Source organism: Pseudomonas sp. PDM27, from assembly GCF_019219205.1.
GTDB lineage: Bacteria > Pseudomonadota > Gammaproteobacteria > Pseudomonadales > Pseudomonadaceae > Aquipseudomonas > Aquipseudomonas laurylsulfatiphila.
The window spans coordinates 161,069-186,152 of the sequence record NZ_JAHUWF010000002.1 but is presented as its reverse complement, the minus strand read 5'-3'; the positions used below and the strand labels follow the sequence as shown (position 1 = coordinate 186,152).

Sequence of the window (25,084 nt, the reverse complement as noted above, 5' to 3'; positions counted from 1 at the left end):
ATCATTTTCATGGGGTGAGGGCGTTTCGCCTGGGTTGTCGGCGCTACTCCCTTGCTCTATCAGTCGCTGGCCCAGAGCTGGCCAACGCTCAAGGATTTGTAACGTGATTGGACGTTTGCGCGGCACCCTGGCTGAGAAGCAGCCTCCACACCTGATTCTGGATGTAAACGGCCTGGGTTATGAACTCGAAGTACCCATGACGACCCTCTATCGCTTGCCGTCGGTCGGTGAGCCGCTGACGTTGCACACTCATTTGGTCGTGCGTGAAGACGCACAGTTACTCTATGGTTTTGTCGGCAAGCGTGAGCGCGATTTTTTCCGCGAGTTGATCCGCCTCAATGGTGTCGGGCCGAAACTGGCGCTGGCCTTGATGTCGAGCCTGGAAGTCGACGAACTGGTTCGTTGCGTACAGTCCCAGGACACTTCGGCGCTGACCAAGGTGCCAGGTGTGGGCAAGAAAACCGCCGAGCGTTTGCTGGTGGAACTCAAGGATCGCTTCAAGGCCTGGGAAACCGTACCGGCCATGTTCGCCCTGGTGCCGAACCAGCCGGATGGACCGGCCCCGGTGAACACGGCTGAAAATGACGCCGTCAGCGCCTTGATCTCCCTGGGCTACAAACCGCAGGAAGCAAGCAAGGCGGTATCTGCGATCAAGGAAAAAGGCTTGAGCAGTGAAGACATGATCCGTCGCGCCTTGAAGGGAATGATCTAAGTGATTGAAGCTGATCGTCTGATCGCAGCCACGCACAGTCCGCGTGAGCGCGAAGAAGTCCAGGACCGGGCGATCCGCCCGGTCAGCCTGGCGGAGTACATTGGCCAGCCGACCGTTCGCGAGCAGATGGAGTTGTTCATCCAGGCCGCTCGCGGTCGTAACGAGTCCCTGGATCACACGCTGATCTTCGGGCCGCCGGGCCTGGGCAAGACCACCCTCGCCAACATCATCGCCCAGGAAATGGGGGTGTCGATCAAGAGTACTTCGGGGCCGGTGCTGGAGCGTCCGGGTGATCTCGCCGCACTATTGACCAACCTTGAGCCTCACGATGTGCTGTTCATCGACGAAATTCATCGCCTGTCGCCCATCGTTGAAGAAGTGCTGTACCCGGCCATGGAGGATTTCCAGCTCGACATCATGATCGGTGAAGGCCCGGCCGCGCGGTCGATCAAGCTGGATCTGCCGCCGTTCACCCTGGTCGGCGCAACGACCCGGGCGGGGATGCTCACCAACCCGTTGCGTGACCGTTTCGGTATCGTTCAGCGTCTTGAATTCTACAATAACGCCGACCTGTCGACGATTGTCAGTCGCTCGGCGAGCATCCTCGGTTTGCCGCTTGACCCGGAAGGCGCCTTCGAAATTGCCCGCCGTGCCCGTGGCACGCCCCGGATTGCCAACCGACTGTTGCGCCGGGTGCGTGATTTCGCCGAGGTTCGCGCCAAGGGGCATATCACCAAGCCGATTGCCGACCTGGCGCTGAACCTGCTGGACGTCGACGAGCGTGGTTTCGATCACCAGGACCGGCGACTGTTGCTGACCATGATCGAGAAGTTCGACGGCGGGCCGGTCGGGGTCGACAGCCTGGCCGCCGCCATCAGCGAAGAGCGTCACACCATTGAAGACGTGCTGGAGCCCTATCTGATCCAGCAGGGTTACATCATGCGCACGCCAAGGGGGCGAGTGGTGACGCGGCATGCCTATCTGCATTTTGGTTTAAACATTCCGTCACGATTGGGCGAAATGCCCGTGGCAGACGAGTTCCTCGGTGCCTGTGACGATTAATTAACATTGCGTGCTGATTTTTTCGGGCAATGTAGGGTCCCAGCACCGTACTTTCGCAAGAAAGCCGCAGATCAATGAAAAACAGTTGCCTGGCCGGATTGGCAACCTGAGGAGTAAGCACTAGAGTATGCGCGCGCAAAACGGGCTTGAGCCTTTCGCACATCGGTGTCGCGTTTATTACGAGGACACCGATGCGGGCGGCATCGTGTATTACGTCAATTACCTCAAGTTTATGGAACGGGCTCGAACCGAGCGGCTGCGAGACCTGGGCTTTGCCCAATCGCAACTGGCAGGGGAGGACCTGTTGTTCGTCGTGCATTCCAGCGAAGCGCGCTACCACGCGCCGGCGCGACTGGACGACGAACTGCTGGTAAGCGCTGAAGTAATCGAATTGAACCGTGCCAGCCTGCGCTTCAAGCAGCAGGTCAGGCGGGCAACGGATAATGTGCTGCTCTGCGAAGGGCAGTTTCTGGTGGCCTGTGTGCGCACTGAAAGTTTGAAACCCCGGGCCATTCCCGAAGCTCTACGAGCGGCCTTTGCCGACGTGAGCGGCGCGGGTACACACTCAAAGCAGGAGATAAAGCGTGGAAGCTAACGTCGTCGACCATTCCTCCATGTGGAGCCTGGTCAGCAATGCCAGTATCGTGGTGCAACTGGTAATGCTGACCCTGGTAGCCGCATCGGTGACCTCGTGGATCATGATCTTTCAGCGCAGCAACTTGCTGCGCGCCGGTCGACGTGCCCTGGAGAGCTTTGAAGAGCGCTTCTGGTCGGGTATCGACCTGTCCAAGCTGTACCGTCAAGCCGGCAGCAACCCGGACCCTGATTCGGGTGTCGAGCAAATCTTCCGTGCCGGTTTCAAGGAATTCTCCCGCCTGCGCCAGCAGTCAGGCGTTGACCCGGAAGCGGTCATGGAAGGCGTGGCCCGTGCCATGCGCGTTGCGATTTCCCGCGAGGAAGAAAAGCTCGAACAGAGCCTGCCCTTCCTCGCCACTGTCGGTTCCGTCAGCCCCTACATCGGTCTGTTCGGTACCGTCTGGGGGATCATGAACTCCTTCCGTGGCCTGGCCACCGCTCAGCAAGCGACCCTGGCCACTGTGGCCCCGGGTATCGCCGAAGCACTGATCGCCACGGCCATCGGTCTGTTCGCGGCCATTCCAGCCGTTATCGCTTACAACCGTTTTGCTGCTCGCAGCGAAACCCTGCTGGGCCGCTACTACACCTTCGCCGACGAGTTCCAGGCGATCCTGCACCGCAAAGTGCACACCAGCGAAGAATAAGCAGGTAATTCCCAATGGCTTTAATCGCTCGAGCTCGCAAAAAGCGCAAGCCGGTCGCCGAGATGAACGTGGTGCCCTACATCGACGTGATGTTGGTGCTGCTGGTCATCTTCATGGTGACCGCGCCGATGCTCAATCAGGGCGTGAAAGTTGATCTGCCCAAGGTTTCCAGCGAAGCCTTGCCGCAGGACAACAACACCCAGGTCCTGACCATTTCCATCAAATCCGACAAGACCTACTACTGGAACCTTGGCAGCGAAGTCGACACGGACAAGCAGCAGGACCGGGCCATGACACTGCCGCAGATGACTGACGCCGTGACCAAGATCATTCGCGTCGGCAATGAAAACGGCAAGCACACCCAGGTCTTCATTCGCGGCGACAAATCCGTCGATTACGGTTCCGTCATGGGGGCCATGGGCGGGTTGCAGAAAGCCGGGGTCGGTAATGTTGGCTTGATTACCGAGGCGCCCTGATGCAGCAACAGCGAGAGCCGTCCGCCTCGGAAAGCTACTTCTGGCCTAGTGTCTGGGCGATTGGCTTGCACGTGCTGGTGTTCGGCATGTTGTTCGTCAGTTTTGCCTTTACCCCGGAGCTGCCGCCGGCCAAGCCGATTGTCCAGGCGACCTTGTACCAGCTGAAATCGAAAAGTCGGGCGACCACCCAGACCAATCAGAAGATTGCCGGTGAGGCGCAGAAATCTGCTGCACGTCAGACCGAAGTCGAGCAGATGGAGCAGAAAAAGGTCGAGCAGGAAGCGGTGAAGGCTGCGGAACAAAAGAAAGAAGAGGCGGCTCAAAAGGCCGAGGAAGCCAAGAAGGCCGACGAGGCGAAGAAAGCGGACGAGGCGAAAAAGGCTGATGAAGCCAAGAAAGCCGACGACGCGAAGAAAGCCGCGGAAGCCAAGAAGGCAGAAGAGAAACAATTGGCTGATATAGCCAAGAAGAAATCTGAAGAAGAAGCCAAGAAGGCTGCTGAAGAAGAGGCCAAGAAAGCGGCCGCTGAAGAAGCCAAGAAAAAGATCGTCGAAGACGCGAAGAAGAAAGCCGCGGAAGACGCCAAGAAGAAAGCCGAGGCTGAAGAGGCGAAGAAGAAAGTCGCCGAGGAAGCGAAGAAGAAAGCTGCTGCCGATGCTGCGAAGAAGAAATCGCAGGACGCGGCACGTAAATCCGCCGAAGACAAAAAGGCTCAGGCCCTGGCAGATTTGCTTTCCGACACGCCGCAGCGTCAGCAGGCCTTGGCCGATGAGCAGGGCGACGAAGTCGCCGGCAGTTTCGATGACCTGATTCGTGCGCGTGCAGCGGAAGGCTGGGCTCGTCCACCTTCGGCACGTAAAGGCATGACGGTCGTGTTGCAGATCGGCATGTTGCCGGACGGTACGGTGACCTCGGTCAGCGTGTCCAGGTCCAGTGGCGACGGCCCGTTTGACGCCTCGGCTGTTGCAGCAGTGAAGAATATTGGACGTTTGACAGAAATGCAGGGAATGAAGCCGAGTGATTTCGCTCCGTATCGTTCATTCAAGATGACATTCACACCTGAGGATCTAGCCTTGTGAGAAACCTTCTTCGAGGAATGCTGGTCGCTATCTGCTGCTTGGCAGGGATGGCGATGGCAGATGAGAAAAACATTCTGGTTACCAGCGGCAGCGATCGGGCGACCCCGATCGCCGTTGTACCGTTCGGCTTCCAGGGCGGTAGCGTGCTGCCGGACGACATGGCGGAAATCATCGGTAACGACTTGCGCAACTCGGGTTACTACTCGCCGATTCCAAAGCAGAACATGATCAGCCAGCCGAGCCAGGCCGGCGAAATCATCTTCCGTGACTTCAAGGCACTGGGTGCCCAGTACGTCATGGTCGGCAGCATTGTTCCGGCGGGCGGTCGCCTGCAGGTGCAATATGCACTGTTCAACGTAGCCACCGAGCAGCAAGTGCTGACCGGCAGCGTGTCGGGCGGTGTCGATCAGTTGCGCGACATGGCGCACTACATCTCTGACCAGTCGTTCGAAAAACTCACGGGTATCAAGGGTGCCTTCTCGACTCGCCTGCTGTATGTAACGGCCGAGCGTTTCTCCGAGAACAACACTCGCTACACCCTGCAGCGTTCGGACTACGACGGTGCCCGCGCCGTGACCCTGCTGCAATCGCGTGAGCCGATCCTGTCGCCGCGTTTCGCACCGGATGGCAAGCGCATCGCTTATGTCTCCTTCGAGCAGAAGCGTCCGCGTATCTTCATGCAGAACATCGACACCGGTCGCCGTGAGCAGATCACCAACTTCGAAGGCCTGAACGGTGCACCTGCCTGGTCGCCGGATGGCAATCGCCTGGCGTTCGTACTGTCCAAGGACGGCAACCCGGACATCTATGTGATGAACCTGGGCTCGCGTCAGATCAGCCGTGTCACTAACGGTCCTGGTATCAACACCGAACCGTTCTGGGGCAAGGATGGCTCGACCATCTACTTCACTTCCGACCGTGGCGGCAAACCGCAGATCTACAAGACCAGCGCCGGTGGCGGCGGTGCCGAACGCGTGACTTTCGTCGGTAACTACAACGCCAATCCTAAATTGTCGGCTGATGAAAAGACGCTTGTCATGATTCACCGTCAGGATGGCTTCACCAATTTCAAGGTGGCGGCCCAGGATTTGCAGCGCGGTAGTGTAAAAATCCTCACTGATAGCACTCTGGACGAGTCGCCTACTGTCGCGCCCAACGGCACCATGGTAATCTACGCCACCCGCCAGCAGGGCCGGGGAGTCTTGATGCTCGTGTCCATCAATGGACGCGTAAGGCTCCCGCTTCCTACCGCACAAGGCGAAGTCAGAGAACCTTCCTGGTCCCCTTACCTGAACTGACGCGGCGCTATACGTTTTACTTAACACACTGGGGTTCATTAGGAGTTTCACGATGGAAATGCTGAAGTTTGGTAAATTTGCTGCGCTGGCACTGGCCATGGCTGTAGCTGTAGGTTGCTCGTCCAAAGGCGGCGACAATGCCGGTGAAGGCGCGGTAGATCCAAACGCTGGTTACGGCGCAAACACTGGTGCAGTTGACGGCTCCCTGAGCGAAGAAGCTGCACTGCGCGCTATCACCACTTTCTACTTCGAATACGACAGCTCGGACCTGAAGCCAGAAGCCATGCGCGCTCTGGACGTTCACGCCAAAGACCTGAAAGCAAACGGCGCTCGCGTTGTTCTGGAAGGCAACACCGACGAACGTGGTACTCGTGAGTACAACATGGCACTGGGCGAGCGTCGTGCGAAAGCCGTTCAGCGCTACCTGGTACTGCAAGGTGTTTCCCCAGCTCAGCTGGAACTGGTTTCCTACGGCGAAGAGCGTCCAGTTGCTACCGGCAACGACGAGCAGTCCTGGGCTCAAAACCGTCGTGTCGAACTGCGTAAGTAATTCGTCATGCGAACGTGCCGTCGTGCTGTAACTGTTCTGGCTCTCAGCCTCGCGCCGCTTGCGGCGTGGGCTGCGGTTCCTGTGGTCGATAATGACTCCGGCTATAACAATAGCGGGAGCAGTTATCCGCCTGCAGGTTACGGTACGAACGGCGCCTATGCCGGGGGAGGGGTTTCGACCCCTGTCTCGGCACAGGGCCAGCTGTTCAACCAACTGCAACAAATGCAGGAGCAGATCTCGCGCCAACAGGGTGTGATCGAAGAACTGCAAAATGATGTAGCGCGCATGAAGCAGGAAAACCTGGAGCGATACCAGGATCTTGATCGGCGCATAGGAACCGGCGTTGCACCAGCCGCGACTCCTGAAAATTCTTCCACCGGTGGTGAAACGAACGCCCCCGGTGCAGCCGCAGGTGCAGCAGCTGGCGCAGCCGCCGCTCAAGCACCTGCCGCGGGTAGCGAACCGGCAGATCCGGCGAAGGAAAAGCTCTATTACGATGCTGCCTTCGACCTGATCAAGGCCAAGGATTTCGACAAGGCCAGCCAGGCTTTCGCCGCATTCCTGCGCAAATACCCGAACAGTCAGTACGCGGGCAACGCCCAGTACTGGCTGGGTGAAGTGAACCTGGCCAAAGGCGATCTGCAAGGTGCAGGTCAGGCGTTTGCCAAGGTTTCGCAGCTGTATCCCAAGCACGCCAAGGTGCCTGATTCGCTGTACAAGCTCGCTGATGTAGAGCGCCGCCTCGGTCATACCGACCGGGTCAAGGGCATTCTGCAGCAGGTCGTGTCCCAGTATCCGGGCACTTCCGCTGCTCAGCTGGCACAGCGTGATCTGCAGAAAATGTAAGGCGGCTTGAGCCGTTTCAAAGAAACCCGCGCTTGTCGCGGGTTTTTTCGTTAGAATTCACCCCCTTTTTCTGAAACACGCTTTTTGGGATCTGCGCATTGCCGGGGTTCCTTGAAGTGCCTGACGGAGGCGGACAGCCTGTTTAGCTGTTACGCCCGTGGCGACTATGCAAGACACATTGAGAATCACCGAAGTTTTCTACTCGTTGCAGGGTGAAACTCGGACTGCCGGCCTGCCCACGGTTTTTGTGCGCCTGACCGGTTGTCCGTTGCGTTGCCAATACTGCGACAGCGCCTACGCGTTCACCGGCGGAACCATTCGCACCCTCGACGACATCCTCGAGCAGGTCGCCGGTTTCCGCCCGCGTTATGTTTGTGTCACGGGCGGCGAGCCCCTGGCGCAACCCAACGCCATTCCCTTGCTCAAGCGCTTGTGCGATGCCGGTTACGAAGTGTCACTGGAAACCAGTGGCTCTATCGATATCTCGCCGGTAGATTCCCGGGTCAGTCGCGTTGTCGACCTGAAAACCCCGGGTTCGAAAGAAGCGCACCGCAATCGCTACGAAAACATCGAGCTGCTCACGCCCAACGATCAGGTGAAGTTTGTCATCTGTTCGCGGGAGGACTATGACTGGTCCGTATCCAAGTTGATCCAGTACGGTCTGGACCAGCGCGCTGGCGAAGTCCTGTTTTCGCCAAGCCACCATGATCTCAACGCCCGGGACCTGGCGGACTGGGTGGTGGCGGACAACCTGCCAGTGCGTTTGCAATTGCAGCTGCATAAATATCTATGGAATGACGAGCCGGGGCGCTGAAATGACTGAACAACTCAACACCGCTGAAAAACGGGCGGTCATCCTGCTGTCCGGTGGCCTGGACTCGGCGACCGTGGTAGCCATGGCGCGCGCTGAAGGCTACAGCTGCTACACCATGAGCTTCGACTACGGTCAGCGCTCTCACGCCGAACTGCACGCCGCCGAGCGCGTGGCGCGGGACCTGGGTGTGGTCGAGCACAAGGTGATCGGCCTGAACCTGAACGGCATGGGCGGTTCGGCGCTGACCGACAGCAGCATCGATATTCCGGAGGAGCTGGGTGAGGGCATTCCTGTCACTTACGTGCCTGCGCGTAACACGGTGTTCCTGTCCCTGGCCCTGGGCTGGGCTGAAGTGCTCGGTGCGCGGGACATCTTCATTGGCGTCAATGCAGTGGATTACTCCGGTTACCCGGACTGCCGCCCCGAGTTCATCGAATCGTTCGAGCGCATGGCCAACCTGGCGACCAAAGCCGGCGTGGAAGGCAATGGCTTCCGCATCCAGGCGCCGCTGCAAAACCTCAGCAAGGCGCAGATCGTCCAGGCGGGCATTAAGCTTGGCGTGAACTACGGGCTGACCGTTTCCTGCTACCAGGCCGACGATAATGGCCGTGCGTGCGGCAAATGCGACAGCTGCCGACTGCGCGCAGAAGGCTTTGCGGCGGCCGGAATCAGCGATCCAACACCTTATTTTTGATTTTTTTAAAATAGGTGTTGAATAGTCCTTAAAAATCAGTATTATACGCGCCACCACACAGCGGGTCGTTAGCTCAGTTGGTAGAGCAGTTGGCTTTTAACCAATTGGTCGTAGGTTCGAATCCCACACGACCCACCATTTTTGGCGGTTTAGAAAATCCGGAAGGCCCACGCAAGTGAGGATTTCCGGGTTTTTTTTTGCCCGCGATTAAAGTCCGCCTCGCTCCGGGCTGCTGCGCAAGGCGCAGGTCAGAATCATCTTTTGCATCTGTCGGATATTCTGTAGCCTTGCGCAGCTTCAACGCTGTCCGTGCCTGATGAATACTCACTTTCCCGGCGGTACCCTGAAGGGTCCGGAGCCGGGTGTATACTCGACTTTCGCGCGAATGCGCTTGCAGGTCTTGCGAACATGACGCAAATATCCGAACGTCTTCTGGTTCAAGCCCACCTCGACGCCAAGCAGCCCAAACCGCTGACCGCCGATGAAGAGGCTTACTACCGTGCCGCCATCGCTGCCGAGCTCAAGGCTCAGGACGCGGTACTGGTGGCCCACTTCTATTGTGACCCTGTCATTCAGGCGTTGGCCGAAGAGACGGGTGGCTGTGTCTCCGACTCGCTGGAGATGGCCCGCTTCGGCAACGCCCATCCGGCCAAGACCGTGGTGGTCGCCGGCGTGAAGTTCATGGGGGAGACTGCCAAGATCCTCAATCCGGAAAAACGCGTGCTGATGCCGACCCTCGAAGCGACCTGTTCGCTCGACCTGGGGTGTCCGGTGGACGAGTTTTCCGCGTTCTGCGATCAACACCCGGAGCGCACGGTCGTGGTGTACGCCAATACTTCCGCTGCGGTAAAAGCCCGCGCGGATTGGGTGGTGACTTCAAGCTGTGCGCTGGAAATCGTCGAAAGCCTGATGGACAACGGCGAGACCATCATCTGGGGCCCGGACAAGCACCTGGGGACCTACATCCAGCGCCAGACCGGTGCCGACATGCTGCTGTGGGACGGTGCCTGCATCGTTCACGAAGAGTTCAAGTCCAAGCAGCTTGAGGACATGAAGGCGCTGTACCCGGATGCAGCGATCCTGGTGCACCCAGAGTCGCCGACTTCGGTGATTGAGCTGGCCGACGCCGTGGGCTCCACCAGCCAGTTGATCGCGGCGGCTCAGAGCCTGCCGAACAAGACGCTGATCGTTGCCACCGACCGCGGCATCTTCTACAAGATGCAGCAGCTGTGCCCGGACAAGGTCTTTATCGAAGCCCCAACGGCGGGTAACGGTGCGGCGTGCCGCAGTTGTGCACATTGCCCGTGGATGGCCATGAACACCCTTGAGCGCACGCTCAAGGCGTTGAAAGAAGGCGCGAACGAGATCTTTGTCGATCCGGCGCTGATCCCGCAGGCGATTCGACCGCTCAAGCGGATGCTGGACTTCACCCAGGCGGCGCGGATGAAACTGGCCGGGAACGCCTGAGATCTTTCAACCAAGCGCAAAAAAATGTGGGAGCGAGCTTGCTCGCGATAGCGGCGTATCAGTCACCATTGAAATTGACTGACACTACGCCATCGCGAGCAAGCTCGCTCCCACAGTGGTTTCTGCGTCGGGAAATTATTTGGTCTTCTTCGGAATCCGCACCAGTTGCGTGTTGGAATACATGTCATGCCAGCTGCGTTGCTGTTTGTCGAACAGCGACCAGAAGAACCCAAGGCCAACACACAGCAAGGAAGCGATCGACACCACAAAGCGCAACAGCGCCTGCCACAGGCTGATGGATGAGCCGTCGGCGTTCTGGACGCGAATGCACCAGACCTGCATGCCCAGGGTCTGACCCGACCAGGTCCAGAATTTGGCGAAGAAGCCGAACAGTACGAACAGCAGGACGGTGGAGAGCAGGGGGTCGCCGTCCAGCGCGCCGGCTTCGGTCAGGGTACGCATCCTTTCTTCGCCGATGATCGCCATCTGGATCATCTTGTAGATGCCGCTGGTGACGATCAGCAGCGCGGTGCACAGCAGGAAATCATAGAACATGGCTGCCAGGCGACGACCCAGGCCAGCGGCAGGAAAGTCGCCCTGGGGAGTAAGCAGGTGTTTCGACATGGCAGGCTCTCGGCGGAAAAAGAAGCCATTTTACGGATTTACGCGCACAAAAAAGCCCCTGATGTCAGCATCAGGGGCTTTTTCGTTACAGAAGATTAGGCTTCTGCTTGTACTTCGTCAGCCTGCATGCCTTTCTGGCCCTGCACGGCGATGAAAGTCACTTTCTGGCCTTCTTTCAGGCTCTTGAAGCCGTTGCCCTGGATGGCGCGGAAATGCACGAACAGATCCGGACCGCTTTCAGGAGTGATAAAACCAAAACCTTTCTCGTCGTTAAACCACTTGACGGTACCGCTCTGACGTTGGGACATTTCTTATTTCCTTTGACGCAAAAAATTAATGACAGTCTCCTTCTCATGAAAGAGTACTGGGGCTGGTTGCAGGAGAGTAAGAAGACGTCGAACGGGATGTAGCTAACTTGTAGGCTACTGCCCAGGTCACGATTCCAAGCGACCCATGCAAACACAGTGAACAAACTCTACGCCAACTACAGGAGAAAAAACAAGCCCTGTGAAGGCCCCGTATTTCCTCAGGTTGATGGCAAAGTCAGTCCACTAGTGGGGCCTTATACGCGAGCGCTGTTCAAATGTTTTCGATCGTTATAAGCAAAGTTCATAATCGAAGCTTAGAGCCAAACAATGCACTATTTTATGGCGGTTGCGTTACACATTAGTGCACAGTTAACGCAACCGCGTTACTTATAGGAACATTCAATCAGCCGCGATAGTAGCGTTGTGGAACAAATGGCATTTTGCTTACAAGCAAAGGCACCTTTTTCCCACGTACAATCGCCCAGACGGGTGTGTCCAGTGCGATATAGGCGCTGTCGACATAACCCATGGCCAACGGGCCGCCCAGGGTCGGCCCGAAACCGCCGCTGCAGACGCTACCGATGATGTCGCCGGCTTCGTTGACGATCTCGGCACCCTCGCGCACCGGCGTGCGTTCCTGCGGTAACAGGCCGACGCGTTTGCGGCTGACACCTGCCTGTTGCTGGGCGAACACGGTTTCGGCGCCAGGGAAGCCGCCGGCCCGAGCGCCATCGGCGCGACGCGGCTTGGAGATCGCCCACAGCAGGCTCGCTTCGATCGGGCTGGTCTCGGTGTTCATGTCATGCCCGTACAGGCACAAGCCCGCCTCAAGGCGCAGGGAGTCGCGGGCGCCGAGGCCGATTGCGGCCACTTCCGGTTCGGCCAGCAGGGCGCGAGCCAGGGCTTCGGCGTTGGCGGCGGGGACGGAAATTTCGAAACCGTCTTCGCCGGTGTAGCCCGAGCGGCTGACAAAACAGTCCACGCCCAGCAGCTTCACGCGGGCGAACTGCATGAAGGTCATCTTCGCCACTTCAGGTGCCAGGCGCACCAGTACCGTCACTGCAGCCGGGCCTTGCAGAGCAAGCAGGGCACGCTCTTCGAACAGCGGCTCGATCGTGCACTGCTCACCGATGTGCTTGCGCAGGTGGGCCAGGTCCTGATCCTTGCAAGCGGCGTTGACCACCAGGAACAGTTCGTCGTTGCCCAGGTTGGCGACCATCAGGTCATCGAGGATGCCGCCCGTCGCATTGGTGAACATCGCGTAACGCTGCATGCCCACCGGCAGGTCGACGATGTCCACCGGCACCAGGGTTTCCAGGGCCTTGGCGGCATCGGCGCCGGTCAGGCGGATCTGGCCCATGTGCGAGACATCGAACAGCCCGGCCTGGTCGCGGGTGTGCTGGTGTTCTTTCATCACGCCCAACGGGTATTGCACCGGCATGTCATAGCCGGCGAACGGCACCATGCGCGCGCCGAGTTCGATGTGCAGTGCGTGCAACGGGGTTTTCAACAGTTGTTCGGTGGACATATTCAGCTCCTGAAGAAGGGTGCAGATGAGCGCGCATCAGCACTCGATAATGTTGACCGCCAAACCGCCACGGGCGGTTTCCTTGTATTTGCTTTTCATGTCGGCGCCGGTCTGGCGCATGGTGCGGATGACCTTGTCGAGGGAGACGAAGTGTTGCCCGTCGCCGCGCATGGCCATGCGCACGGCATTGATGGCCTTGACCGAACCCATGGCGTTGCGCTCGATGCAAGGCACCTGCACCAGCCCGCCAATCGGGTCGCAGGTCAGCCCGAGGTTGTGTTCCATGCCGATTTCCGCGGCGTTCTCCACTTGTTGCACGCTGCCACCGAGCACTTCGCACAAGGCGCCGGCGGCCATCGAGCAGGCGACGCCGACTTCACCCTGACAGCCGACTTCGGCGCCGGAAATCGAGGCGTTTTCCTTGTACAGAATGCCGATGGCGGCGGCAGTGAGCAGAAAGCGCACCACCCCGTCATCATTCGCGCCGGGGATGAAGCGCATGTAGTAATGCAGCACCGCCGGAATGATCCCGGCCGCACCGTTGGTGGGGGCCGTGACCACGCGGCCGCCGTTGGCGTTTTCTTCGTTGACGGCCAGGGCGTACAGGTTGACCCAGTCCAGCACGGACAGCGGATCGCGCAAGGACGATTCAGGGTTGCTGCACAATTGCCGATGCAGCGCTGCCGCCCGGCGCTTGACCTTCAAGCCACCGGGCAGGATGCCTTCATTACGGCAACCGGCGGCGACGCAGTCCTGCATGACCTGCCAGATCTTCAGCAGGCCGGCGCGGGTTTCCGCTTCCGGGCGCCAGGCGCTTTCATTCGTCAACATCACCTGGCTGATCGACAGGCCGTATTTGGCGCAATGAGCGAGCAGGTCCTTGGCGCTTTTGAAAGGGAAGGTCAGGGGCGTGGCATCTTCGACGATGCGGTCGGCGCCGGCGGCGTCCTCATCGACCACGAAACCGCCGCCGACCGAGTAGTACTCGCGGCTGCGGATCTGCAAACCCGCCGCGTCGAAGGCGCGAAAAATCATGCCGTTGGGGTGATAGGGCAAGGGTTTGCGAATCATCGCCAGGTGTTCTTTCTCGTTGAACGCGATGCTGTGTTCGCCGAGCAGGTTCAAGCGTGCGTTGCTGCGAATCTCTTGCAGGCGCGCAGCGACGGTTTCGGTATCCACGGTGTCCGGGTGTTCGCCTTCCAGGCCCAGCAGCACAGCCTTGTCACTGCCGTGGCCTTTGCCGGTGGCGCCGAGCGAGCCGTACAGCTCGACCTTGACGCAGGTGGTGGCCGTCAGCAGCCCTTCACGGCGCAGGCCTTCGACGAAACGCACAGCGGCGCGCATCGGGCCGACGGTGTGGGAGCTGGAGGGGCCGATGCCAATCTTGAACAGGTCGAACACGCTTAACGACATGGTGGTTCTCCGGTTTCTTGTTATAGGAATTCACGGAATCGGAAGGTTGGCGCAATTCACTGTGGGAGCGAGCTTGCTCGCGATGACGGTCTGACATTCACCATGGATGTCGACTGAAAGACCGCTATCGCGAGCAAGCTCGCTCCCACAGGGGACTGTGGTGTTTTTGCAAAAGGGGGGCGGGATCAACCGCCCCCTCATTGGTTTAAGCGTAGCTTTCGATCGACGGGCAGGCGCAGACCAGGTTGCGGTCGCCAAACACGTTGTCGACGCGACCGACCGGCGGCCAGTACTTGCCTTCGATCAGCGACGCAACCGGGTAAACCGCTTGCTCGCGGCTGTACGGGTGCGACCACTCGCCCACCAGTTCCTTGGCGGTGTGTGGAGCGTTTTTCAGCGGGTTGTCGTCCTTGTCCAGGGTGCCGTTTTCCACCGCGCGGATTTCTTCGCGGATGCGGATCATGGCGTCGCAGAAGCGGTCCAGTTCTTCCTTGGATTCGCTTTCGGTCGGCTCGATCATCAGCGTGCCGGCTACCGGGAACGACATGGTCGGCGCGTGGAAGCCGAAATCGATCAGGCGCTTGGCCACGTCATCGACGCTGATGCCGCTGCTGTCTTTCAGTGGACGCAGGTCGAGGATGCACTCATGTGCCACCAGGCCGTTGCTGCCGGTGTACAGCACTGGATAGTGCTCTTCGAGGCGACGGGAGATGTAGTTGGCATTGAGGATCGCCAGCTGCGAAGCACGCTTGAGGCCCGCACCACCCATCATACGAATGTACATCCAGGTGATCGGCAGAATGCTCGCGCTGCCGAACGGTGCCGCGCAAACGGCGCCTTTCTTGCGCTCCATCTGTGCGTGGCCCGGCAGGAACGGCGCCAGGTGCGATTTCACACCGATCGGGCCGACGCCCGGGCCGCCACCGCCGTGGGGGATGCAGAAGGTCTTGTGCAGGTTCAGGTGCGACACATCGCCACCGAACTTGCCCGGCGCGCAGAGGCCGACCATGGCGTTCATGTTGGCGCCGTCGATGTACACCTGGCCGCCGTTGTCATGAACGATGCCGCAGATTTCGCGGATGCCTTCTTCGAACACGCCGTGGGTCGACGGGTAGGTGATCATCAGCGCGGCGAGGTGCTCGCGGTGCTCGATGGCCTTGGCGCGCAGGTCTTCGATGTCGACGTTGCCACGGGCATCGCATGCGGTCACAACCACACGCATACCGGCCATCTGAGCGGTGGCCGGGTTGGTGCCGTGGGCCGACGACGGGATCAGGCAGATGTCGCGGCGGTCTTCGCCACGGCTCTGGTGGTAGGCGCGGATCGCCAGGAGACCTGCGTATTCACCCTGGGAGCCGGCGTTCGGTTGCAGCGAAACCGAGTCGTAGCCGGTCGCAGCGCACAGCATGGCTTCCAGTTCGTCGGTCAATTGCTGATAACCGGCGCTTTGCTCGGCCGGGGCGAACGGGTGCAGGGCACCGAACTCGGCCCAGGTCACCGGGATCATTTCGCTGGCGGCGTTGAGTTTCATGGTGCACGAACCCAGCGGGATCATGGTGCGGTCCAGCGCCAGGTCCTTGTCCGCCAGTTTGCGCAGGTAGCGCATCAGCTCGGTTTCCGAGTGATAACGGTTGAACACCGGGTGGCTGAGGATCGGCGACTGACGTACCAGCGCGGCCGGGATGGCGCTCTGCACCGAGGCGGCGAGGGCGGCGAAGTCCGGCAGGGCCTTGCCGTCGGACAGCAGGCTCCACAGGGTTTCAACGTCGGCCTGAGTGGTGGTTTCGTCCATGGACAGGCCCAGGCGTTCGCCATCGATCACGCGCAGGTTGATGCGCTGGGCGTGCGCCTTGTCGTGCAGGGCGGCGGTTTGAGCGCCGGTCTTCACGGTCAGGGTGTCGAAGAAGTTCGCTTGCTCGACGTTCAGACCCAATGCGCTCAAGCCTTTGGCCAGGATCGCAGTCAGGTGGTGCACGCGATTGGCGATCTGCGTCAGGCCTTTCGGACCGTGGTACACGGCGTACATGCTGGCGATGTTGGCCAGCAGCACTTGCGCGGTGCAGATGTTCGACGTGGCCTTCTCGCGACGGATGTGTTGTTCGCGGGTCTGCATGGCCAAACGCAGGGCCGGGTTGCCGAAACGGTCTACGGAAACACCGACCAGGCGGCCCGGCATGTCACGCTTGAAGGCATCCTTGGTGGAGAAGTAGGCCGCGTGCGGGCCACCGAAGCCCAGCGGCACGCCGAAGCGCTGTGCGCTGCCGATGGCCACGTCGGCACCGAATTCGCCCGGTGCGGTCAGCACGGTCAGAGCCAGCAGGTCGGCCGCCACGGCGACCAGGGCGTTGGCAGCATGGAAGCGTTCGGTCAGCTCGCGGTAATCGAACACGTCACCGTTGCTTGCCGGGTATTGCAGCAGGGCGCCGAAGAACGGCGTCACGTCGGTCAGTTCACGCTCGTCGCCAACCACCACGTCGATGCCCAGAGGCTCGGCACGGGTGCGCAGGACGTCGAGGGTCTGCGGGTGGCAATGCACGGAGGCGAAGAATTGGTGGCTGCCTTTGTTCTTGCTCAGGCGTTTGCAGAAGGTCATGGCTTCGGCAGCGGCGGTGGCTTCGTCGAGCAGCGAGGCGTTGGCGATCGGCAGGCCGGTGAGGTCGCTGATCAGGGTCTGGAAGTTCAGCAGCGCTTCGAGACGGCCCTGGGAGATTTCTGGCTGGTACGGGGTGTAGGCGGTGTACCAGGCCGGGTTTTCCAGCAGGTTGCGCAGGATCGGCGACGGCGTGTGGGTGCCGTAGTAACCCTGGCCGATGAAGGTCTTGAACAGCTGGTTTTTGCTCGCGATGGACTTGATCAGGGCCAGGGCATCGGCTTCGCTCAAGCCGTCTTCCAGGCCGAGGACGCTGGTGCCCTTGATGCTGTCGGGAATCACGCTGGCGCTCAGGGCTTCCAGGGAGTCGAAGCCGAGGCTGTTGAGCATGGCTTGCTCGTCGCCGGCACGCGGGCCGATGTGACGGGCGATGAATTCGTTGGCAGTGGTCAGATTGATCTGGGTCATGTCAGTGCTCCTCAGGCTTCGGCTTGGGCTTTGATCAGGCGGTCGTAGGCGTCCTGGTCCAGCAGTTGGCCGACAGCGGAGGCATCGGCAGGTTTGAAACGGAAGAACCAGCCTTCGCCCAGCGGATCTTCGTTGACCAGTTCAGGGCTGCTGTCCAGCGCCGGGTTCACTTCCAGCACTTCGCCGTCCAATGGCATGTACACGCCGCTGGCAGCCTTTACCGATTCCACGGTGGCGGCTTCGGCGCCTTTGTCGTAGGACTGCAGCTCAGGCAGTTGAACGAAAACCACGTCGCCCAGGGCGTTCTGTGCGAAAGCGGTGATGCCGACCGTGACGCTGCCGTCAGCTTCGGTGCGCAGCCATTCGTGATCTTCAGTAAAACGCAACTCGCTCATGGAAACTCCTAAGGGGCCAGACTCGTCTGGTGGACGCGATTGAATGCTTGGGCGATGCCCTGGTTATGGAGAACTACATAGCAAGAACGCGGCCAACGTTGTTTTTGTTGTTATTGATCAATGATTTAGGCGGTTTTGACAAAGGCTGAAATTCATTCGTTGTAGCGAAATCGATACGGCATATGTCAATGATAAAAGCCGAGGTGGATCAAAGCCTTGCACAGCCGTGATCGGAGAGGGGTGTAGCGATATCGTTCCGCTGTAGCGCTTTCAGTACAGATGGAGGTCGTTTTTGGCGCGGTTTCATGTCGAACACAAAAAATTGTGGGAGCGAGCTTGCTCGCGATGAGGGCGTGTCAGGCGACATTTTTGTTGAATGTGACTCCGCAATCGCGAGCAAGCTCGCTCCCACAGTTGTCCTGTGTCAGGCCTCAGGCCTTGCCTGGAATGCCGTACTTGCGCAACCGATGGGCAATCGCGGTGTGGGAGGTTTGCAGGCGGGTCGCCAGTTGCCGGGTCGAGGGATAGCTGACGTAGAGTTTTTCCAGCAGGGTCTTCTCGAATTCGTCCATGGCCTGTTCCAGGCTGTCGACGTCATGGTCGCCCTGGCGGGCCACCGAGGTGCCGGCGATGTCGAGGTCGCCAATGTCCACCAGGCTGCTTTCGCAAATCGCCGCGGCGCGGAAGATCACGTTCTGCAATTGCCGCACGTTGCCCGGCCAGCGGTTGCCCAGCAGCGCCGGGTAAGTGCCTGGCGCCAGGCGACAGATCGGGCGCTGGATCTGCGCACAGGCCTGCTGCATGAAGTAGCGGGCCAGCAGCAGGATGTCCTGGCCGCGCTCGCGCAACGGCGGCACTTCAACATTCAGGACGTTGAGGCGATAGAACAGGTCTTCGCGGAACAGGCCTTCGCTGACCATTTTTTCCAGGTCGCGGTGGGTGGCGCTGAGGATCCGCACGTTGACCTTGACCTCACGGTCACCGCCGACCCGGCGAAAACTGCCGTCGTTGAGGAAACGCAGCAGCTTGGCCTGCAAATACGGCGACATCTCGCCGATTTCATCGAGAAACACCGTGCCCTGGTTGGCCAGCTCCATCAGCCCTGGCTTGCCACCGCGTTGCGCGCCGGTAAAAGCGCCGGGGGCGTAGCCGAACAGTTCACTTTCGGCGAGGTTCTCCGGTAATGCCGCGCAGTTCAACGCCAGAAAGGGTGAACTGTGCCGGGCGCTGATGGCGTGACAGGCACGGGCCACCAGTTCCTTGCCGGTGCCGGTTTCGCCCTGGATCAGCAGCGGTGCATCGAGGGCCGCCACCCGCTGGGCGCGAGCCTTGAGGGTGCGGATCACCGGGGACTCGCCGAGCAGTGCATCGAAACCTTCGGCGTGGTCATGGTGCAGTGCGGACAGGCGTTCGCCGATGCGGTTCGGCTGGTACAGGGTCAGCAGGGCGCCGGCGTCAGTGATCGGTGTGGCGTCGAGCAGGAAGGTCTGGCCATTGACGATGATTTCCCGCAGGGGCAGGCGAAAGCCGTGTTCGAGCAGGGCGTCGAGCAAGGCCGGATCGGCAAACAGCTCGGCCACACTTTCACCATTCGGTTCGCGGCCGTACAGGGCGATCAACGCCGGGTTGGCCAGCAGCACCTTGCCGTCGCTGTCCAGTGCCAGCACCGGGTCGGTCATGGCGGCCAGCAACGCATCGAGCTGCAAGTGCCGACGCTGGCCGGGCAGGATGTCGACCACCGTCACCGCTTGCACGCCACGCACGCTGAACAGGGCATCGCGCAGTTCCTCAAGGACTTGCGGGCTCAGGGTCGGGGCGTCGATGTAAACATTGGGCGGGACCATTTCCACCGCATCCAGGTTCAGATTGCGCCCGCCAAGCAGGGCCAGGACTTCCTGGGTGATACCGACGCGGTCGATGAAGCTGACGTGGATACGCATGGGGCGGTTTCGGGGTCTGCAGTGCGGAGGGTGGCAAGTATGCCTTGGGGCGGGCTAATGGTGAAATCCTGCGCGGATTTCCATAGGGCGATAATCCCTTTGTGGGAGCGGGCTTGCTCGCGAAAGCGGTGTATCAGTTGCCAACGATGGTGTCTGACACTCCGCTTTCGCGAGCAAGCCCGCTCCCACAGGGAATGTGGGCTACTCGAATTTCTCGAGATCTATCGGGTCGCCGGATTTCATATTCAGTTGCGTGCGGATGTCTTCGAACATCAGGTCGTAATGCTCGTGTGACGAACCAATGGCGATTTTTTCTTTGGGAATGCCATATTTCTCGGCGATTTTCGTCACATTGCTGGCGAAGTTGTAGGCTTCCTCCTTGGGCAGGAAAAAGGGCTCCTTCAGGTCCTTGCCCTGAATGCTGCCATGCATGGTGAACTGAATGCCTTTTTCCCCTTTGGGGTTCTTGCTGACTTCATAGTCTAGGTGGATGTTGTAGCTCACATCATCCTTGTTCAGCGCATGGCGCTCGATGTGCAAGTGACCTGGATCAAACGTTGCCATAAACGCCTCTCTCTACAAGTAAGTAATGCCGGCGGTCGCCGTGCTGATGCGCGTGCCGGCCTTGCCCTGGACGATCGCTTCGATGTCCGCGAGCGAGCCAATCACCGCCACTTTTCCAGTATGGCGCGCGAATTCGCAGGCCGCCTGCACCTTCGGTCCCATGGAGCCGGCGGCGAAGCCGAGTTTTTCCATCTCGTCGGGGTGCGCCTGGGCGATGGCTTTCTGCGTGGATTTGCCAAAGTCGATGAAAGCGGCGTTGACGTCGGTGGCGATCACCAGCAGATCGGCTTCAAGCTGTTCGGCCAGCAGCGCCGAGCACAGGTCCTTGTCGATGACTGCTTCGACGCCCTCGAGTTTGCCGGGGGAGGTATACATGGTCGGAATGCCACCGCCGCCGGCGCAGATCACGATGCTGCTTTTTTCCAGCAGCCATTTGATCGGACGGATTTCGAAGATGCGCTTGGGTTTCGGGCTGGCGACCACGCGACGGTATTTGTCGCCGTCCGGGGCAATGGCCCAGCCTTTCTCGGCGGCGAGTTGTTCCGCCTCGGCCTTGCTGTAGACCGGGCCGATGGGCTTGGTCGGGTTCTTGAAGGCCGGGTCATTGGCATCGACTTCGACCTGGGTCAGCAGGGTCGCGAAGGGCACTTCGAAGTCCAGCAGATTGCCCAGTTCCTGTTCGATGATGTAGCCGATCATGCCTTCGGTCTCGGCACCGAGCACGTCCAGCGGGTAGGGCGAAACGGAGGTGTAGGCCGCTGCCTGCAATGACAGCAGGCCGACCTGGGGGCCATTGCCGTGGGCGATGACCAGTTGGTTGCCGGGATGGATCTTGGCGATCTGTTCGGTGGCGATCCGGATGTTGGCGCGCTGGTTGTCAGCGGTCATCGGTTCGCCGCGGCGGAGCAGGGCATTACCGCCCAGAGCAACGACGATACGCATGGTGTCAGTCCTTCTAAACAGGGGAGAAGTGGATGACTCGATCCATTGTGGGAGCGAGCCTGCTCGCGAAAGCGGTGTGTCAGTCAACATCAACTTGGAATGTCAGACCGCAATCGCGAGCAGGCTCGCTCCCACATTGACCGGGATCCGGTCTTTAGAGATCAGCCAGCGTCGACACCAGAATCGCCTTGATGGTGTGCATGCGGTTTTCCGCTTGCTCGAAGGCGATGCAGGCCGGCGACTCGAACACGTCATCGGTCACTTCGATGCCGTTGCTCAGGTGCGGGTACTGCTCGGCAATCTGCTTGCCGACCTTGGTATCACAGTTGTGGAACGCCGGCAGGCAGTGCATGAACTTGGTGCGCGGGTTGCCGGTGGCTTTCATCAATTCGGCGTTGACCTGATACGGCAGCAGCTGCTGGATGCGTTCGGCCCAGGCTTCAACCGGTTCGCCCATCGACACCCAGACATCGGTGTGGATGAAGTCGACGCCCTTGACCGCCGCTTTCGGGTCTTCGGTGAGGGTGATGCGTGCGCCGCTTTCTTCACCGTACTGTTTGCAGCGGGCGACCAGGTCGTCCGCCGGCCACAGGGCTTTTGGCGCGCAGATGCGCACGTCCATGCCGAGCTTGGCGCCGATCAGCAACAGCGAGTTACCCATGTTGTTGCGTGCGTCGCCGAGGTAGGCGTAGCTGATTTCGTGGATCGGTTTGTCGGCGTGTTCACGCATGGTCAGCACGTCGGCGATCATTTGTGTCGGGTGATACTCGTCGGTCAGGCCGTTGAACACCGGTACGCCGGCGAACTTGGCCAGCTCCTCGACGATTTCCTGCTTGAAGCCACGGTACTCGATGGCGTCGTACATGCGCCCAAGCACGCGGGCGGTGTCCTTCATGCTTTCCTTGTGGCCGATCTGCGAGGAGTTCGGGTCGATGTAGGTGACGTTGGCGCCCTGGTCATAGGCTGCAACTTCGAACGCGCAGCGGGTGCGGGTCGAGGTTTTTTCGAAGATCAGCGCGATGTTGTTGCCCTTGAGATGCTGCTGTTCGGTGCCGGTGTACTTGGCACGCTTGAGGTCGCGGGACAGGTCGAGCAGGTAGCGCAATTCGCGAGGGGTGTGGTGTTCCAGGCTCAGCAGATTGCGGTTATGGATGTTGAACGCCATTTTGGATCTCCTAAGGTGTCGGTTATCCCCTTGGCCCGAACTCGGTAAGTGCGGGCCAAGGTAATAGGTTAGTAGTCGATCGGATCGCGGATGATCGGGCAGGTCATGCAATGGCCGCCGCCCCGTCCCCGGCCGAGTTCGCCGGCGCTGATGGTGATGACCTCCACCCCGGCCTTGCGCAGCAGGGTATTGGTGTAGGTATTGCGGTCGTAGCCGATGACCACGCCCGGCTCCACGGCCACCACGTTGTTACCGTCGTCCCATTGCTCGCGTTCGGCGGCGAAGCTGTTGCCGCCGGTTTCCACCACGCGCAACGCTTTGAGGTTGAGGGCCTGGGCCACGGTGTCGAGGAAGTTGGTTTCTTCGCGTCGGATGTCGATGCCGCCTGCCTTGCTTTCATCGGGACGCAGGGTGAAGGCAACAATCTGGTTCACCACTTCCGGGAAAATGGTGACGAGGTCGCGATCGCAGAAGCTGAACACGGTGTCCAGGTGCATCGCCGCACGGGATTTCGGCAGGCCGGCGACAATCACTTTCTCGACGGCCTTGTTCTTGAACAGGTTCACCGCCAGTTGGGCAATGGCCTGGCGCGAGGAGCGTTCGCCCATGCCGATCAACACCACGCCGTTACCGATCGGCATCACATCACCGCCCTCAAGGGTGGCGTTGCCGTGGTCCTTGTCCGGGTCGCCGTACCAGATCTGGAAGTCGGCGTTGGTGAACTCGGGGTGGAACTTGTAGATGGCGGTGGTCAGCAGGGTCTCCTGACGGCGCGCCGGCCAGTACATCGGGTTGAGGGTGACGCCACCATAGATCCAGCAGGTGGTATCGCGGGTGAACTGGGTGTTGGGCAGCGGCGGCAGGATGAAGCTGGAGTGGCCGAGGAAGTCGCGGAACATCTCGATGGCCTTGCCGCCGAAACTGGTGGGCAAGTCGTCGCCCGATACGCCGCCGATCAGGAACTCGGCGATGTGACGTGGCTCCAGGCTGCGCAGCCACGACGCGGTTTCGTTGATCAGGCCCAGGCCCACCGAGTTGGCGGTGATCTTGCGTTCCAGAATCCAGTCCAGGGCTTCGGGAATGGCGACGATGTCCGTCAGCAGGTTGTGCATTTCCAGCACATCGACGTTACGTTCGCGCATCTTGGTGACGAAGTCGAAGTGGTCGCGCTTGGCCTGGGCCACCCACAGCACATCGTCGAACAGCAGTTCATCGCAGTTGTTCGGGGTCAGCCGCTGATGGGCAAGTCCTGGGGAGCAAACCATGACTTTGCGCAGTTTGCCGGCTTCGGAATGGACGCCGTACTTAACTTTTTCCGTGGTCATTACAGTGATCCTCCAGATGACAAAACAAGTGCATTACAGGGTCAGGAAGCCGTCGTAGAGACCGTAGGCCGCCACCACGGCGCCGACGACCACCGCAGCGAAAATCAGCTTCTCGACGTTGGTGAAAACCGGTTTGTTGATTTCCAGCTTGGCCTTGGCGAACAGGATCACGCCGGGGGCGTAGAGCAGGGCGGACAGCAGCAGGTATTTGATGCCGCCGGCGTAGAGCAGCCAGACCGCATAGACCAGGGCCACGGCGCCGATGATGAGATCTTTCTGCCGACCGCCTGATGCGCCCTCGTAGGTTTCGCCCCGCACGGCCAAAAGCAAGGCATAGGCCGCCGACCACAGGTACGGCACCAGGATCATCGAGGTGGCGAGGTAGATCAGCGACAGGTAGGTACTGGCCGAGAACAAGGTGATGATCAGGAAGATCTGCACCATGGCGTTGGTCAGCCACAGGGCATTGACCGGTACATGGTTGGCGTTTTCCTTGCGCAGGAACGCTGGCATGGTGTGGTCCTTGGCAGCGGCGAACATGATCTCCGCACACAGCAGCACCCACGACAGCAAAGCCCCCAACAGCGAGATGATCAGGCCGACGCTGATCAGCACTGCGCCCCAGTGGCCGACCACATGCTCCAGCACCGCCGCCATCGACGGGTTCTGCAATTTGGCCAGTTCCGGCTGGGTCATGATCCCCAGCGACAGCACGTTCACCAGGACCAAAAACAACAGCACGGTGACAAAGCCGATCACGGTGGCTTTACCCACGTCGCTGCGTTTTTCCGCCCGGGCCGAAAAGATGCTCGCGCCTTCGATGCCGATGAACACCCACACGGTGACCAGCATCATCTTGCGCACCTGGTCCATCACGCTGCCCAGGTCCGGGTTCTTGAGGCCCCAGATGTCGGCGGTGAAGATGTCCAGTTTGAAGGCGAACAACGCGATCAACATGAACAGCACCAGCGGCACGATCTTGGCGACAGTGGTCACCAGGTTGATGAACGCCGCTTCCTTGATGCCTCGCAGTACGAGGAAATGCACGGCCCAGAGCAGCACCGAGGCACCGATCACGGCGGCAGGGGTATTCCCCTCCCCGAATATCGGAAAGAAGTAGCCGAGTGTGCTGAACAACAGGACGAAGTAACCGACGTTGCCCAGCCAGGCACTGATCCAGTACCCCCAGGCGGACGAGAAGCCCATGTAGTCGCCGAAACCGGCCTTGGCGTAGGCGTAGACCCCGCCGTCCAGGTCGGGTTTGCGATTGGCCAGGGTCTGGAACACGAATGCCAGGGTGAGCATGCCGACGGCGGTGATTGCCCAACCGATCAGAATGGCACCGACATCGGCACTGGCGGCCATGTTTTGCGGCAAGGAAAAGATCCCGCCACCAATCATCGAACCGACGACTAATGCAACCAGTGCGCCGAGTTTGAGTTTTCCGGGAGCTTCAGACATTGCATGACTCCAATGCAGGAGAAGAGAGGCAACAGACTAATTCCGTTGGCTATCCAATCAGCTGACTTGGATCACTAAATGAA

Annotated in this window: 24 protein-coding genes, 1 tRNA gene and 1 pseudogene; 13 read left to right on the top strand and 13 right to left on the bottom strand. The window is 59.9% G+C overall.

The window, feature by feature from the left end:
- Positions 1-103 precede the first annotated feature (103 nt).
- The 13 genes from ruvA to nadA all read left to right on the top strand — a co-directional run bounded on the left by ruvA (position 104) and on the right by nadA (position 10,278).
- Positions 104-712: a Holliday junction branch migration protein RuvA gene (gene ruvA, locus KW838_RS06230; protein WP_007995640.1), complete on the top strand. Its 609-nt coding sequence runs from the start codon at positions 104-106 to the stop codon at positions 710-712.
- Positions 713-1,774: a Holliday junction branch migration DNA helicase RuvB gene (ruvB, locus tag KW838_RS06225; protein WP_007977324.1), complete on the top strand. Its 1,062-nt coding sequence runs from the start codon at positions 713-715 to the stop codon at positions 1,772-1,774.
- A 127-nt stretch (positions 1,775-1,901) separates the two neighbouring features.
- On the top strand, positions 1,902-2,369 hold the full coding sequence (gene ybgC, locus KW838_RS06220) for a tol-pal system-associated acyl-CoA thioesterase (RefSeq protein WP_007990726.1): 468 nt from the start codon (positions 1,902-1,904) through the stop codon (positions 2,367-2,369).
- Positions 2,359-3,054, top strand: a complete 696-nt coding sequence (tolQ, locus tag KW838_RS06215) for a protein TolQ (protein ID WP_007977321.1) — start codon at positions 2,359-2,361, stop codon at positions 3,052-3,054. Before ybgC ends, tolQ begins: the two co-directional genes overlap by 11 nt.
- A gap of 23 nt (positions 3,055-3,077) precedes the next feature.
- Positions 3,078-3,530, top strand: coding sequence for a protein TolR (gene tolR, locus KW838_RS06210; RefSeq protein ID WP_162130292.1), 453 nt, complete (start codon positions 3,078-3,080; stop codon positions 3,528-3,530).
- Positions 3,530-4,609, top strand: a complete 1,080-nt coding sequence (gene tolA / locus KW838_RS06205) for a cell envelope integrity protein TolA (RefSeq protein WP_218477973.1) — start codon at positions 3,530-3,532, stop codon at positions 4,607-4,609. The genes tolR and tolA overlap by 1 nt, the downstream gene beginning before the upstream one ends.
- Positions 4,610-4,626: 17 nt before the next feature.
- Positions 4,627-5,907: a Tol-Pal system beta propeller repeat protein TolB gene (gene tolB / locus KW838_RS06200; RefSeq protein ID WP_256358771.1), complete on the top strand. Its 1,281-nt coding sequence runs from the start codon at positions 4,627-4,629 to the stop codon at positions 5,905-5,907.
- A 52-nt stretch (positions 5,908-5,959) separates the two neighbouring features.
- Positions 5,960-6,457 (top strand): peptidoglycan-associated lipoprotein Pal, encoded by a 498-nt coding sequence (gene pal / locus KW838_RS06195; RefSeq protein ID WP_003178634.1) that lies wholly within the window; start codon positions 5,960-5,962, stop codon positions 6,455-6,457.
- A gap of 6 nt (positions 6,458-6,463) precedes the next feature.
- Positions 6,464-7,303, top strand: a complete 840-nt coding sequence (ybgF, locus tag KW838_RS06190; RefSeq protein ID WP_102698372.1) for a tol-pal system protein YbgF — start codon at positions 6,464-6,466, stop codon at positions 7,301-7,303.
- 166 nt (positions 7,304-7,469) lie between these two features.
- Positions 7,470-8,117 (top strand): 7-carboxy-7-deazaguanine synthase QueE, encoded by a 648-nt coding sequence (queE, locus tag KW838_RS06185; RefSeq protein ID WP_007977310.1) that lies wholly within the window; start codon positions 7,470-7,472, stop codon positions 8,115-8,117.
- A 1-nt stretch (position 8,118) separates the two neighbouring features.
- On the top strand, positions 8,119-8,811 hold the full coding sequence (gene queC / locus KW838_RS06180) for a 7-cyano-7-deazaguanine synthase QueC (RefSeq protein WP_218500702.1): 693 nt from the start codon (positions 8,119-8,121) through the stop codon (positions 8,809-8,811).
- Between the two features lie 62 nt (positions 8,812-8,873).
- Positions 8,874-8,949 (top strand) — tRNA-Lys (locus KW838_RS06175).
- A 270-nt stretch (positions 8,950-9,219) separates the two neighbouring features.
- Positions 9,220-10,278 carry a quinolinate synthase NadA gene (gene nadA, locus KW838_RS06170; RefSeq protein ID WP_007995624.1) on the top strand — a complete coding sequence of 353 codons (1,059 nt, stop codon included), beginning with the start codon at positions 9,220-9,222 and terminating at the stop codon, positions 10,276-10,278.
- Positions 10,279-10,413: 135 nt separating this feature from the next.
- On the opposite strand, the gene KW838_RS06165 is transcribed toward nadA, so the two are convergent.
- The 13 genes and pseudogenes from KW838_RS06165 to arcD form a co-directional block, all read right to left on the bottom strand.
- Positions 10,414-10,902 (bottom strand): RDD family protein, encoded by a 489-nt coding sequence (locus KW838_RS06165; RefSeq protein ID WP_218500701.1) that lies wholly within the window; start codon positions 10,900-10,902, stop codon positions 10,414-10,416.
- Positions 10,903-10,997: 95 nt separating this feature from the next.
- Positions 10,998-11,210: a cold-shock protein gene (locus KW838_RS06160; RefSeq protein WP_007977299.1), complete on the bottom strand. Its 213-nt coding sequence runs from the start codon at positions 11,208-11,210 to the stop codon at positions 10,998-11,000.
- A 403-nt stretch (positions 11,211-11,613) separates the two neighbouring features.
- Positions 11,614-12,738, bottom strand: coding sequence for a glycine cleavage system aminomethyltransferase GcvT (gcvT, locus tag KW838_RS06155; RefSeq protein ID WP_218500700.1), 1,125 nt, complete (start codon positions 12,736-12,738; stop codon positions 11,614-11,616).
- Positions 12,739-12,774: 36 nt separating this feature from the next.
- Entirely contained in the window at positions 12,775-14,151 is a 1,377-nt protein-coding gene (locus tag KW838_RS06150) for an L-serine ammonia-lyase (protein ID WP_015096592.1), read from the bottom strand.
- A gap of 205 nt (positions 14,152-14,356) precedes the next feature.
- Positions 14,357-17,209 (bottom strand): aminomethyl-transferring glycine dehydrogenase, encoded by a 2,853-nt coding sequence (gene gcvP, locus KW838_RS06145; RefSeq protein WP_218500699.1) that lies wholly within the window; start codon positions 17,207-17,209, stop codon positions 14,357-14,359.
- Between the two features lie 11 nt (positions 17,210-17,220).
- On the bottom strand, positions 17,221-17,604 hold the full coding sequence (gene gcvH / locus KW838_RS06140) for a glycine cleavage system protein GcvH (RefSeq protein ID WP_007977291.1): 384 nt from the start codon (positions 17,602-17,604) through the stop codon (positions 17,221-17,223).
- A gap of 431 nt (positions 17,605-18,035) precedes the next feature.
- Positions 18,036-19,544: a sigma-54-dependent transcriptional regulator gene (locus tag KW838_RS06135; RefSeq protein ID WP_007977290.1), complete on the bottom strand. Its 1,509-nt coding sequence runs from the start codon at positions 19,542-19,544 to the stop codon at positions 18,036-18,038.
- 99 nt (positions 19,545-19,643) lie between these two features.
- Positions 19,644-19,733 (bottom strand): annotated as a pseudogene (locus KW838_RS29835) (metal ABC transporter ATP-binding protein); the annotation flags it as partial.
- Positions 19,734-19,745: 12 nt separating this feature from the next.
- Complete coding sequence (locus tag KW838_RS06130) at positions 19,746-20,108, bottom strand: DUF5064 family protein (RefSeq protein ID WP_102698365.1); 363 nt, start codon at positions 20,106-20,108, stop codon at positions 19,746-19,748.
- Between the two features lie 12 nt (positions 20,109-20,120).
- A complete protein-coding gene (gene arcC, locus KW838_RS06125; protein ID WP_218500698.1) occupies positions 20,121-21,050 on the bottom strand; it encodes a carbamate kinase in 930 nt (309 codons plus the stop codon).
- A gap of 154 nt (positions 21,051-21,204) precedes the next feature.
- Positions 21,205-22,215 carry an ornithine carbamoyltransferase gene (locus tag KW838_RS06120; protein WP_007974406.1) on the bottom strand — a complete coding sequence of 337 codons (1,011 nt, stop codon included), beginning with the start codon at positions 22,213-22,215 and terminating at the stop codon, positions 21,205-21,207.
- A 68-nt stretch (positions 22,216-22,283) separates the two neighbouring features.
- Complete coding sequence (arcA, locus tag KW838_RS06115) at positions 22,284-23,540, bottom strand: arginine deiminase (RefSeq protein ID WP_015096588.1); 1,257 nt, start codon at positions 23,538-23,540, stop codon at positions 22,284-22,286.
- Positions 23,541-23,573: 33 nt separating this feature from the next.
- Entirely contained in the window at positions 23,574-25,001 is a 1,428-nt protein-coding gene (gene arcD, locus KW838_RS06110; RefSeq protein WP_102698363.1) for an arginine-ornithine antiporter, read from the bottom strand.
- Positions 25,002-25,084: the final 83 nt, after the last annotated feature.